10 protein-coding genes are annotated in these 12,853 nt (G+C 36.3%); 6 read left to right on the top strand and 4 right to left on the bottom strand.

All coding sequences use genetic code 11. From position 1 onward, the window contains the following. Nucleotides 1-28 precede the first annotated feature (28 nt). The 4 genes from HMPREF3031_RS00985 to HMPREF3031_RS00970 all read left to right on the top strand — a co-directional run bounded on the left by HMPREF3031_RS00985 (nt 29) and on the right by HMPREF3031_RS00970 (nt 4,402). Nucleotides 29-985 carry an ABC transporter ATP-binding protein gene (locus tag HMPREF3031_RS00985; RefSeq protein WP_002481514.1) on the top strand — a complete coding sequence of 319 codons (957 nt, stop codon included), beginning with the start codon at nt 29-31 and terminating at the stop codon, nt 983-985. After that, nucleotides 982-2,496 (top strand): ABC transporter permease/substrate-binding protein, encoded by a 1,515-nt coding sequence (locus HMPREF3031_RS00980; protein WP_002481515.1) that lies wholly within the window; start codon nt 982-984, stop codon nt 2,494-2,496. The genes HMPREF3031_RS00985 and HMPREF3031_RS00980 overlap by 4 nt, the downstream gene beginning before the upstream one ends. A 163-nt stretch (nt 2,497-2,659) precedes the next feature. After that, a complete protein-coding gene (gene hisC / locus HMPREF3031_RS00975) occupies nt 2,660-3,724 on the top strand; it encodes a histidinol-phosphate transaminase (protein ID WP_002481516.1) in 1,065 nt (354 codons plus the stop codon). 141 nt (nt 3,725-3,865) lie between these two features. After that, entirely contained in the window at nt 3,866-4,402 is a 537-nt protein-coding gene (locus tag HMPREF3031_RS00970) for a 5' nucleotidase, NT5C type (protein WP_002481517.1), read from the top strand. A 126-nt stretch (nt 4,403-4,528) separates the two neighbouring features. Here HMPREF3031_RS00970 and HMPREF3031_RS00965 read toward each other — a convergent pair whose 3' ends face one another. From HMPREF3031_RS00965 to HMPREF3031_RS00950, 4 genes are all read right to left on the bottom strand, one after another. Continuing rightward, complete coding sequence (locus HMPREF3031_RS00965) at nt 4,529-6,031, bottom strand: peptide MFS transporter (protein ID WP_002481518.1); 1,503 nt, start codon at nt 6,029-6,031, stop codon at nt 4,529-4,531. Nucleotides 6,032-6,325: 294 nt separating this feature from the next. Then, nucleotides 6,326-7,849 carry a peptide MFS transporter gene (locus tag HMPREF3031_RS00960; RefSeq protein ID WP_002481519.1) on the bottom strand — a complete coding sequence of 508 codons (1,524 nt, stop codon included), beginning with the start codon at nt 7,847-7,849 and terminating at the stop codon, nt 6,326-6,328. Between the two features lie 182 nt (nt 7,850-8,031). Further along, nucleotides 8,032-8,535: a preQ(1) synthase gene (gene queF, locus HMPREF3031_RS00955; RefSeq protein ID WP_002481520.1), complete on the bottom strand. Its 504-nt coding sequence runs from the start codon at nt 8,533-8,535 to the stop codon at nt 8,032-8,034. Between the two features lie 2 nt (nt 8,536-8,537). After that, entirely contained in the window at nt 8,538-9,425 is an 888-nt protein-coding gene (locus tag HMPREF3031_RS00950) for a DMT family transporter (RefSeq protein ID WP_002481521.1), read from the bottom strand. Nucleotides 9,426-10,309: 884 nt separating this feature from the next. On the opposite strand from HMPREF3031_RS00950, the gene nrdI reads away from it, so the two are divergent. Both nrdI and nrdE read left to right on the top strand, forming a co-directional pair. Continuing rightward, on the top strand, nt 10,310-10,711 hold the full coding sequence (gene nrdI / locus HMPREF3031_RS00945) for a class Ib ribonucleoside-diphosphate reductase assembly flavoprotein NrdI (protein WP_023015387.1): 402 nt from the start codon (nt 10,310-10,312) through the stop codon (nt 10,709-10,711). After that, entirely contained in the window at nt 10,674-12,779 is a 2,106-nt protein-coding gene (nrdE, locus tag HMPREF3031_RS00940; RefSeq protein ID WP_070724553.1) for a class 1b ribonucleoside-diphosphate reductase subunit alpha, read from the top strand. The genes nrdI and nrdE overlap by 38 nt, the downstream gene beginning before the upstream one ends. Nucleotides 12,780-12,853 lie beyond the last annotated feature (74 nt).

Below are 12,853 nucleotides of genomic sequence, written 5' to 3'. Positions count from 1 at the left end.
ATAGAAATAGAATGTGGGTGACCTATGCATGATTGAGTTAAAAAACGTTTCGAAGCAATACGGTAATAAAATGGCTGTCGAAGATGTCAGTTTTAACATTGAAGAAGGTGAGTTCTTCGTTTTAATTGGTCCTTCCGGCAGTGGTAAAACAACAACATTAAAGATGATTAACAGATTGATCCCCTTAACGAAAGGCTATATTTATTTCAAAGGCAAACCAATCAGTGATTTTCCTGTTTATGAAATGCGTTGGGATATGGGTTATGTCCTTCAACAAATCGCGTTATTTCCGCATATGACGGTTAAGGAAAACATTGCGCAAGTACCGCAAATGAAAGGTTGGGACAAAGCTAAGATAGACAAGCGTATTGATGAGTTGCTTGAGATGGTGAATCTAGATCCTGATACATATCGCGATCGCAAACCAGATGAATTATCAGGCGGACAACGTCAACGTGTCGGTGTTGTACGTGCATTAGCTGCAGATCCGCCAGTGATTTTAATGGACGAACCATTTAGTGCCTTAGATCCAATCAGTCGTACGAATTTACAAGAAGATTTGATTGAGCTGCAAGCTAAAATCAGAAAAACCATTGTCTTTGTGACACATGATATTAATGAAGCGATGAAATTAGCAGATCGCATTTGTTTATTTAATGATGGACGTGTAGAACAAATCGATACACCTGATGGTTTTATGCAACATCCTAAGAATGATTTTGTGAGACAGTTTATTAATCAATATGACCATGCGGATACGTCTCACTTAACGCTTGAAAAACTTCTGCAAGGCAAACAACTTAAAACAGTTGATACACCAAATGATTTACCGGTGTTGTTGCCAGATACACCTTTAAACAAGGTATATGAAGATTTAACACACTATCCTAGTGTCGTAATTAAACAACATGATCAACACCATCTCTTAACACGAGAAGATGTCTTTAAGTTTTTAGCTCAAAGTAAGAGAGGTGACGTATCATGAATGCATTCTTTCAAACATTCTCAGAGCGAAAAGGGGAATTGCTGAGCACGCTGTTAGAACATATGCAAATTTCCTTTATCGCATTGTTAATTGCTTGTTTAATCGGAGTACCGCTTGGTATCTTACTGACGAAAACAAAACATTTTTCTGAAGCGGTCATCAACGTTGCCGCTGTGATGCAGACGATTCCTTCACTAGCTTTATTAGGACTAATGATTCCATTGTTTGGTATTGGAACAGTGCCAGCGATTATTGCATTAGTTGTATATGCGTTACTGCCAATTCTACGCAATACATATACTGGTATTAAGGAAGTTGATCCGTCTCTTGTTGAAGCAGCGAAAGGTATCGGAATGAAACCTGGACGTCGTTTGACGAAAGTTGAGTTGCCGATTGCGATGCCGATTATTATGGCAGGTATTCGTACAGCAATGGTGTTAATCATTGGTACTGCAACACTTGCAGCATTAATCGGTGCAGGCGGCCTTGGTGATTTAATCTTATTAGGTATCGACCGTAACAACAGTTCGTTAATTTTATTAGGTGCGATTCCAGCTGCTATTTTGGCGATTGTCTTTGACTTAGCCTTACGTTTCATGCAGAAACTATCATATAAGAAATTGTTGATTACTTTAGGCACTATCGTGTTAGTTGTAGCGCTTGTTATTGTTATCCCAATGTTAGGCGGCAAAGGCGATAAAATCACGATTGCCGGCAAGCTTGGTTCAGAACCATCAATCATTACGAATATGTATAAGATTTTAATCGAAGAAGAAACAGACAACACAGTGGATGTTAAAGATGGCATGGGTAAAACGTCATTCTTATTCAATGCTTTAAAATCTGGCGATATTGATGGCTATTTAGAATTTACAGGAACAGTTTTAGGTGAATTAACTAAAGAACCACTGAAATCCAAAGAAGAAGCTAAAGTGTACGAACAGGCAAAACAAAGTCTAGAGAAAAAAGAAAACATGACGATGTTGAAACCGATGAAATACAACAACACTTACACATTAGCTGTGAAGCGTGACTTTGCGAAGAAACACGGATTGAAAACAATTGGTGATTTACAAAAAGTTGAAGATGATATCAAACCTGGTTTCACTTTAGAATTTAATGACCGTCCTGACGGTTATAAAGCCATTTCTAAAGCATATGATTTAAACTTTAATAAAGTTCGTACAATGGAACCGAAATTACGTTATCAAGCTGTTGAAAAAGGTGACATCAATTTAATTGATGCTTATTCAACAGATGCAGAGTTGAAACAATACGATATGGTCATTTTAGAAGATGACAAACACGTCTTCCCACCATATCAAGGTGCACCGATGTTTAAAGAGAAATATCTCAAAGAACATCCTGAAATCATTAAACCGCTCAATAAATTAGCAGGTAAAATCACTGATGAAGAAATGCAAGAAATGAACTACAAAGTCACAGTGAAAGATGAAGATCCGTATCATGTGGCAAAAGAGTATTTAGAGAAACACAATTTAGTTAAGTAATATGAATAAGAAAGTCTGGGTATTGTAACTCAGGCTTTCTTTTTAGTTTTAACATAATCGAGGTACAATAAATTTGTCGTTGCCAAAGGGTTACTTAAAGGTATATAATTGTCAGTAAATTTAAAATTATTAGAAACAACATTTTGAGGAGGCAGATGTATCTATGAAAGAACAAATTAAACAGCTCTCAGCGTATCAACCAGGCTTATCACCAAGAGCGTTAAAAGAAGAATTCGGTTTAGACATTGAATTACATAAACTAGCATCAAATGAAAACTTATATGGTCCATCACCTAAAGCGAAAGAAGCGATTAAAGCGCATGTAGATGAAGTGTTGTATTATCCTGAAACAGGTGCACCGACATTACGCAAGGAAATTGCGAAAGGGTTAGGCATTGATGAAAATCGTATTTTATTTGGAGCTGGCTTAGATGAGGTTATCTTAATGATTTCTCGTGCGGTATTAACGCCTGGAGACAAGATTGTGACAAGCCAAGCGACATTTGGTCAGTATTATCATAATGCGATTGTGGAAGCGGCAGAGGTCGTACAAGTACCTTTAAAATCTAATGGTCAATTCGATTTAGATGGTATTTTAGAAGCGATTGATGAAGACACTGCATTAGTATGGATTTGTAATCCAAATAACCCGACAGGCACATATGTGACACATGATGATTTAGAAGCGTTCTTAGAAAAAGTGCCAAGTCATATTCCAGTTTTAGTTGATGAAGCATACTTTGAATTTGTGACTGCGGAAGATTTCCCAGATACATTAAAGTTACAAGAACGTTTCCCAAATGCGTTCTTAATGCGTACGTTCTCTAAAGCATATGGTCTAGCAGGTCTAAGAGTCGGTTATATCATTGCGACTGAAGAAGCAATTCATAACTATAATATTATTCGTCCACCGTTTAACGTAGGGCGCTTATCAGAATATGCGGCAGTCGCAGCATATCAAGATCAAGATTACTTAAAAGACATTCAACAAAAAAATGCTGAGGAACGTGCAAAATTCTTTGAAATTCCAGAAAGCAAACATTTCTTTGACAGCCAAACGAACTTTGTCTTTGTGAATACGAAACGTCCGCATGACTTATATAAAGCGTTATTAAAAGTCGGATGTATTACGCGTGAGTTCCCAATTGGTGTACGTATTACCATTGGCTTCCCAGAACAAAATGATAAAATGATCGAAGTGCTTAAAGACTTTGATTTTGAAGCATAACCGATAACAAAACAAGTATCAACATAATTTCGTGTTGATACTTGTTTTTACTTTACATATTTTCAAATCAGACTTCACAACTCTATAAAATAAATATGCTATACTCGAAGAGAAGAAAAGGAAAGGAAGTTGCTATCAGTAATGAAGAGAGAATCAATAGCGATTGATATGGATGAAGTTTTAGCGGATACAATCAAAGCATTGATTGAAGAAGTGAATAAACGCACAGATTTAGGTATTAAAGAGGCGTTATTAGATGGAAATAAACTACGTCACTTTATGCCTGAACATGAAGGGGTACTTGATGAAGTATTAAAACAACCAGGATTCTTTAAGAATTTAGAAGTTATTAAAGATTCACAAGAAGTGGTGAAGAAGTTAGCTGAACACTATGATATTTATATTGCGACAGCCGCAATGGATGTGCCGACTTCATTCCATGAAAAATATGAATGGTTAAGAGTACACTTCCCATTCTTAGATCCGCAACAATTTGTCTTCTGCGGTAGAAAGAATATTGTCAAAGCAGATTATTTAATCGATGACAATCCAAGACAACTTGCACGCTTTACAGGGAAACCAGTGATGTATACAGCACAACATAACATCCACAATAAAGATTTCGATCGTGTCAATAACTGGAAAGAAGTTGAACAATATTTCTTAGGAAATAAATAAGCAAATTTTACAGACGGGGTCGCCCGTCTTTTTCTTATTCTACATTTATAGTTGAATTAAGTAATGACATAAAAAAAGAAGCATCAAACCACTATTTTGAATAGCGTTTGATGCTTCTTTTATGTGTTAACGTATGCCACGCATACCTTTAATAATCTTTGGTACAAACATAAATGCGATTAAGCCGATAACTACTGCTAGAACTCCTAGGAATAAGAAGTAGTTTTGATAGCCTAACGGTTCGATTAATTTAACAAGTGTTCCGTTAATGGCTTGTGCAGTAGCGTTTGTTAATAACCATAAGCTCATCATTTGAGAGTTGAAAGCTTTTGGTGCTAATTTTACTGCGGCACTGCTGCCTGTTGGTGATAAGCAAAGCTCACCGACTACGCAAATGATGTATGACAGAATGACCCAGTTTACGGATACTGTGCTGCCGCCAGAAGTCATCATGACTACCGCCACTAAGATGTATGAAATACCTGCTAACCAAGCACCCCAAATAAATTTAGTCGCAAGGCTTGGTTGACGATCTCCCATTTTCTTCCAAACATAAGACAATACTGGCGCAAATAATACAATGAATAATGGGTTGATTGATTGGAAGTATGTTTTACCAAAATCAGTTGTCCAACCGAATAAATTCAATTTCATATCTGTGCCTGTAAATGCGTAGATATTTAAAACGTTAGAACCTTGTTCCTGGATAGACCAGAAAATTACCCCAATAATGAATAACGGAATAAATGAAATAACACGTGAGCGTTCATCATCTGTAACCTCTTTACTTCTAATCATAGTTGTAAAGTAAGAGACTGGTAAGGCAATACCTAAGATTAAGACAGTTGTGCTGACTAAGTTGAATGATAATGTACCAGTTAAACCGGTGATGATTAATACAAGTGCGATGACTACGACTACAATACCTGTAATCATTGAATAACGTTTCTTTTCAACTGCGTTTAATGGGTTTGTCGGCGCTGAACCAACGTTACCTAAGTTACGTCTGTTGAATAAAAGATAAATAACCAATGCGAGTGTCATACCGATTGCTGCGATTAAGAAACCTTGGTGGAACATATGACCTTTAGAGAATTGGTCTAAAATTAATGGCGCAGCAAGGGCACCCATGTTTACGGACATGTAGAAAATAACAAACCCTGAATCGATACGTTTATCGTTTTCAGGATATAAGCGACCTACAATATTAGAGATATTCGGTTTCATAAGTCCTGAACCTACGATGATAAAGAACATTGAAATGAATAGTCCTGTTTGTGCTAACGGCAAGCTTAAGAAAACGTGACCGATAATAATTAAAATAGCACCATACATTGTCGCTCTGCGTGTACCTGTGATTCTATCTGCGACCCAGCCGCCAAGTACACTGGTCATAAAGATCAGTGACCCATATACTGACATGACTGACTGTGCAGTCGTTTTATCCATGCCTAATCCGCCATCTTTAATAGCGAAGAACATGTAAAAGATTAAGAGTGCACGCATTCCGTAATAGCTGAATCTCTCCCAAAATTCTACGAAGAAGAGGACTCCTAATCCTTTTGGATGTCCAAAGAACCCTTTCTGTGGTATTTCTTGGACATGCTTTTGATGTAAATTGTTCTGCAAACTAACCCCGACCTTTCTATCCTATAACGGAGTGGATTATATTCGATTCTACTATGTAAAAAAGAGAGTTTCAATAATTTTCTAAAAATAAAAATATTAACAATTTTCTGAAAAGAATAAGATATAAAACATGATTAATCAAGCTTAATTAGAAGAAAAGGCGTAATTTGAGAAGATTTTAACTAAAGAAGGTATGCAGATTGAAATATGGCAAAAAAGTGAAAGTGAAAAATTGACCATAGAAAAAGCCTGAAACCTCTGAGAGATTTCAGACTAAATTTGTTCGATTTTGTATTAGTGAATACCTTTCATTGCACGACGTACAAATGGTGAAATAATCACAAGCAATACCCCGATAGCTAGTGTTAGTAAACCAGAGTATAAGAAGTATTGACCTGAATCCATTTTAGCGTATACAACAACTAGCTGCGCATTCAGACCTTGTGCAGTCGCATTACTTAACATCCATAAGCTCATCATTTGTGCTGTAAAGGCATATGGTGCAAGTTTTGTCGTAGTAGCTAGACCGACAGGTGAGATACATAACTCACCGATTGTGATTAATAAGAAGCTTAAGACTAACCAGATAGGGTGAATCAGTTCTCCAGGTGCTAATCCACCAGCTAAAGGAACGACCATGATTAAATATGAAACCCCACCGATGATGGCACCTAATGCGAATTTAATGACAGTAGGTGGGTTGTGTTTGCCGAGTTTGACCCATAACATCGCAAAGAGTGGTGCTAACGCTACGATAAAGATAGGGTTCAATGATTGGAACCAAGCAGCTGGAATATCGAAATGAATTGCGCCGCCTGTTAATTTAGCTAAGCTTAATTCTGTTTTCTTATCTGCAAAGTTTGCCAAGATTGTAGAACCTTGCTCTTGGATCATCCAGAAAGCTACAGAAGTGATGTATAACGGTACATAACTGCCGACACGAGATTTTTCTTCTGGTGTCACTTTCTTGCTGACAAGCATGTAAACTACAATGTAAATTGGTAAAGCAATTCCGATAAATGTAACTAATAAACTGAAGTTTTCAATTGTTAATGCATTGAATGACTTTAAAACGATTAAATAAATGGCAAACGCTGCGACGATTGCTAAAGCGATTAAAGAGAATTTCTTAGTATCTTCTTTTGTTAATGGATTATGTACAGATAACCCTGCTAAATTTAAATACTTTTTACGTTTAGACCAGTAAACAACTAAACCGATAAACATCCCGACAGCTGCTGTTGCAAAACCAGCATGGAAACCAACACGTGTTTGTAAGTAACCAGTTAAAATAGGTGAAATTAAAGCACCTAAGTTAATTCCCATGTAGAAAATAGTGAAGGCTGCATCAACACGGTTGTCGTTTTTATCGTATAATTCGCCGACTGTTGTAGAAATGTTTGGTTTTAACAAACCTGTCCCGATAATCAAGAGTAATAAAGCAATCATAACGGCGGTTAGGCTGCCCGGTAAACTTAAAATAATATGACCGAACATAATGAGAATACCGCCGAAGAACACAGCGTGTTGTGTTCCTGTGATACGGTCAGCAATCCAGCCCCCGATAACCCCAGACATATAGATTAACGTTCCGTATAAAGCAACAATCTGCATGGCTACAGACTCATCTAATCCGAATCCGCCTTTAGCCACAGAATAATACAGGTAGTAAACTAAAATAGCTTTCATACCATAGTAACTGAATCTCTCCCAAAACTCAGTGAAGAATAGTGTGCTTAATCCCTTCGGATGACCAAAGAAACCAGTTCGTGGTGTGCTTTGAATAACTTCTTCGCGTGTATATTGTTTCTTGTTCATAAATTTCCCCCTAAGAATGACTTAAAATAATTTTAAGCTATTAAAAGTGTATATACAAGAAAATTCTGAAAATTAATGAAGCTACCTTTTACATTTTTTGTAATAAAAAGTTATGTATCCGCTTCCCACAAAATAAAAAACAACCCGAATTTAATCAGGTTGTTCTTCAAATAAATCTGCAATTATCTATTATCTATCGTTTCTGGATATAAATCGTGATTCATCATGCGATATTCAGCCATTTTTTCATACTTAGAATCAGGACGGCCATAGTTTGTATAAGGGTCGATAGAAATACCGCCGCGTGGTGTGAATTTACCCCAAACTTCAATATAATGCGGATCCATTAATTCAATTAGGTCATTCATAATAATATTCATACAATCTTCGTGGAAATCACCATGATTTCTAAAACTGAATAAATAAAGTTTCAATGATTTAGATTCTACCATTTTGATATTCGGAATATATGAAATGTAGATAGTAGCGAAATCTGGTTGGCCTGTAATCGGACATAATGATGTAAATTCAGGACAATTGAATTTTACAAAGTAGTCGCGTCCTTGATGTTTATTATCGAAAGACTCTAACACATCTGGACGATAATTAAAGTCATATTGGTTATTTTGATTACCAAGCAATGTAAGATCTTCTAAATCTTCTTTGCTTCTGCCTTGTTGTGACATATTTATTTTCCTCCTCTATGAGACGATTGTACTGGTTTTCTGCTTTGTCTGCGTGCTTTTTCGAACATATAGTAGCTGGCACTGATAATAATGACATAACCTAGTGTAGCATATAAATCCGGTGATTCTCCGAAAATGATGATACCCATTAACGCTGTAAAGATAATGGAAGCATACGTAAAGATTGAAATGTCTTTTGCAGGTGCAAAACTATATGCGAGTGTAATTCCGATTTGACCGACAGCAGCTGATAAGCCGGCACCTACTAAATAAATCATTTGTAGGCCTGACATCGGTACATACGTAAAGATAACGAATGGAATTAAAGCAATAATTGAGAAGAAAGAGAAGTAAAAGACAATCGTATAAGGTGCTTCTCTTGTACTTAATGCACGTACACAAGTATAAGCTGATGCGGCGAAGATACCTGAGAATAATCCGACGATAGCTGGAATCATTTCTGAAGAGAATTGCGGTTGTACAACAAATAACATACCGACAATTGCGACTAACATCGCTGTAATTTGATATTTACGGATTTTCTCATGCAAGAAAATCATACTGAGTAAAATCGTCCAGAAAGGATTAAGCTTCATCAATGTATCTGCGTCACTTAACAGCATATGGTCTATAGCGTAAATGTTGAATAAGACACCGATTAAACCAAGGGTTGAACGTGCAATTAATAAGGGCTGACTGCTTAATTTACCAAACATGGGTTGTTTGTATTTATATAAGAAATACAGTGGGATGAGCATTGCGACTAAGTTTCTAGCGAGTGACTTCTGGAAGACGGGTAAATCACCAGCAAGTCTGAAAAATAGGGACATAAAGCTGAATCCTATAGCTGAAACAAGTATCGCAATGATTCCTTTTATTTTTGGATCCATATACTTTCCTCAACTTTCCTCAAAACTTAACGTATATCATCTTAGCATATATAGAAATAAGTGCCTATATAGACTTGCTAAAGAAAATGAACATGGTATACTATAAACCGAACGTACGTTCTATCCATTAGATTAAATGACACGTCACTAACTGAAAGGAATGATTATTTTGTGTTGATGAATAAATTGTGTTAAGCCTTTCATGACGCAAATCAGCGGAATCTTGTGATGACAAGCGGTACACAAATTCTCAAAAAATCAAGAGCAAAATTACAATTATTTATTTTAAAATGATTTTTGGAAAAATTTAAGAACGCCAAGCATAGAGATGACGCTACTTTCATCAATTTTGACAAATTTAAAGAAAATTTTCAGGGGTGAATCTCTTTGAAATTATAATAGGTGTTCGGTATAATGAATCACATAATATAGTATTGAAGAACGGAACCTAACACTATATATTGTGGTCGAGTCCAAAAATAAGAAAATTATATTTCACTATTTTAAGGCAATTTCACACAGAATTTGCAAGATGAACAGATTGGTTAGGGGATTAACCAATATGTTCTGTATAGTTGAGAAATCGTGTTCAAAGTTGTGATGACAAGTCATGTCTAAGCAAATAGAAATATGAGTAATTGTACTTATTTGGACAAGAGTATTGTGAAGGAATACTCGGTTAACTGATTACCAACACAATATGTAGTGGCAGGGAGCAATGCATTTAACATATCGAAATAAACTAAAACATGCAGCAGTCACAACTTCTTTTTAGAAACAGCAATACCAGTACGGCAGCCTGGCATGTTTTTTAATTATGAATAATATGTGCATGACGCTATGTGACGATTAAGCGCGTTCTTTGTAAGAAAGCGGGTGATTCAATGAAGGTAGTATATTTTTCATTTACTGGTAACGTGAGACGATTTGTTGCAAGAACTGAATTTGAGGACACTTTAGAGATTACAAATGATAACTGCGCGGATGTGCGCTTGGATGAGCCTTATGTATTGGTCACTAGTACAATCGGCTTTGGAGAAGTGCCAGATGTTGTCAAAACATTTTTAAGTCATAACGGAAACATGATTAGAGCAGTGGTCGGCAGTGGTAACCGTAACTGGGGTCAAAACTTTGCGAAAGCCAGCGAGACCATTTCTCGAGAATATCTCGTTCCGCTATTAATGAAATTTGAAGTACAAGGTACAAAGAAAGACGTAGAAGAGTTTAAAGATAAGGTGGGGCATTTATATGAAGACTATGAACGAAAAGCAATACAATCATATTGAGTTAAATAATGAGGTTACAAAGCGTAAAGAAAATGGTTTCTTCAGCTTAGAAAAAGACCAAGAAGCGCTAGAAGTTTATTTAGAAGAAATCAAAGATCATACGATTTATTTCGATTCAGAAATCGAACGTTTGCACTATCTTGTAGATAATGATTTCTATGTAGATGTATTCCAAATATATAGTGAAGAAGACTTAAAAGAAATCACTGAATATGCACGCAGTATTCCATTTACATTTGCGAGCTATATGTCAGCAAGTAAATTCTTCAAAGATTATGCATTAAAAACAAACGATAAAAAACAATATTTAGAAGACTATACACAACACGTGACTATTGTCGCACTTTATTTAGCAGATGGTGACAAAGCGCAAGCAAAACAATTTATTTCATCTATGATTGAACAACGTTACCAACCTGCAACACCAACATTCTTAAACGCAGGCCGTGCCCGTAGAGGTGAGCTTGTATCATGTTTCTTATTAGAAGTAGATGACAGCTTAAACTCTATCAACTTTATTGATTCAACAGCGAAACAATTAAGTAAAATCGGCGGCGGTGTCGCAATCAACTTATCTAAACTTCGTGCACGTGGTGAAGCAATCAAAGGAATCAAAGGCGTCGCAAAAGGTGTCTTACCTGTAGCAAAATCACTTGAAGGCGGCTTCAGCTACGCAGACCAATTAGGTCAAAGACCAGGTGCTGGTGCTGTTTACCTAAACATCTTCCACTATGATGTTGAAGAATTCTTAGATACGAAAAAAGTAAACGCAGATGAAGACCTTCGTCTAGCAACAATTTCTACAGGTTTAATCGTACCTGCTAAATTCTTTGAACTTGCAAAAGAAGGTGAAGACTTCTACATGTTCGCACCACACACAGTTTACAATGAATACGGTGTAACATTAGATGATATCGATCTGGATAAATACTATGATGAAATGGTCGAAAATCCGAATGTCTTAAAACGTAAAAAAGATGCACGTGAAATGTTAAATACAATTGCTCAAACACAATTACAATCAGGTTATCCTTATTTAATGTTTAAAGATAACGCAAACAAAGTACATGCCAACTCAAACATTGGACAAATCAAAATGAGTAACTTATGTACTGAAATCTTCCAATTACAAGAAACATCTATTATCAATGACTATGGTGTGGAAGATGAAATCAAACGTGACATTTCATGTAACTTAGGTTCATTAAACATTGTCAATGTGATGGAATCAGGTAAATTCAGAGATTCTGTACACACAGGTATGGATGCTTTAACAGTTGTAAGTGACGAAGCAAACATCCAAAACGCACCAGGTGTACGTAAAGCAAACAGTGAATTGCACTCTGTTGGTTTAGGTGTTATGAACTTGCATGGTTACCTTGCGAAGAACCAAATCGGTTATGAATCTGAAGAAGCAAAAGACTTCGCAAATGTGTTCTTCATGATGATGAACTATTACTCAATCGAGCGTTCAATGCAAATTGCGAAAGAACGCGGCGAAGCTTATAAAGAATTCGAGAAATCAGATTATGCGAGCGGTAAATACTTTGAAAAGTATACAGAAGCGGATATCGTGCCTGAATACGAAAAAGTTAAACCTTTATTTGAAGGTTTAGAAATCCCTACTGCAGAAGATTGGAAAGCTTTAGCAGAAGATGTTAAGCAATATGGTTTATATCATGCTTATCGTCTTGCGATTGCGCCAACACAAAGTATTTCTTACGTGCAAAACGCAACAAGTTCAGTAATGCCGATTGTTGACCAAATCGAACGTCGTACGTATGGCAACGCAGAAACATTCTATCCAATGCCATTCTTATCACCACAAACAATGTGGTACTACAAATCAGCATTCAATACAGATCAAATGCGTTTAATTGATTTAGTAGCAACAATCCAACCACACGTTGACCAAGGTATCTCAACAATCCTTTACGTTAACTCAGAAATCTCTACACGTGAATTAGCACGTTTATATGTCTATGCACATCATAAAGGTCTAAAATCACTTTATTATACACGTAACAAATTATTAAGCGTAGAAGAATGTACAAGCTGCGCAATCTAATAAAGCCTATCAAGGAACAATCTTAACGAGGTTGTTCCTCTAATCATATAAATTTTTTAAACGGAATTTGAACG

The sequence above is a fragment of the Staphylococcus sp. HMSC072B07 genome (assembly GCF_001815505.1).
GTDB classification, from domain to species: Bacteria; Bacillota; Bacilli; order Staphylococcales; family Staphylococcaceae; genus Staphylococcus; species Staphylococcus simulans.
This window is presented reverse-complemented; position numbering and strand designations above follow the sequence as displayed.

Excerpts from the sequence above, each read along its gene's own strand:
- HMPREF3031_RS00985 (WP_002481514.1), top strand. The coding sequence starts at position 29 with ATGATTGAGTTAAAAAACGTTTCGAAGCAATACGGTAATAAAATGGCT.
- HMPREF3031_RS00980 (WP_002481515.1), top strand. The coding sequence starts at position 982 with ATGAATGCATTCTTTCAAACATTCTCAGAGCGAAAAGGGGAATTGCTG.
- hisC (WP_002481516.1), top strand. The coding sequence starts at position 2,660 with ATGAAAGAACAAATTAAACAGCTCTCAGCGTATCAACCAGGCTTATCA.
- HMPREF3031_RS00970 (WP_002481517.1), top strand. The coding sequence starts at position 3,866 with ATGAAGAGAGAATCAATAGCGATTGATATGGATGAAGTTTTAGCGGAT.
- HMPREF3031_RS00960 (WP_002481519.1), bottom strand. The coding sequence starts at position 7,849 with ATGAACAAGAAACAATATACACGCGAAGAAGTTATTCAAAGCACACCA.
- queF (WP_002481520.1), bottom strand. The coding sequence starts at position 8,535 with ATGTCACAACAAGGCAGAAGCAAAGAAGATTTAGAAGATCTTACATTG.
- HMPREF3031_RS00950 (WP_002481521.1), bottom strand. The coding sequence starts at position 9,425 with ATGGATCCAAAAATAAAAGGAATCATTGCGATACTTGTTTCAGCTATA.
- nrdI (WP_023015387.1), top strand. The coding sequence starts at position 10,310 with ATGAAGGTAGTATATTTTTCATTTACTGGTAACGTGAGACGATTTGTT.
- nrdE (WP_070724553.1), top strand. The coding sequence starts at position 10,674 with ATGAAGACTATGAACGAAAAGCAATACAATCATATTGAGTTAAATAAT.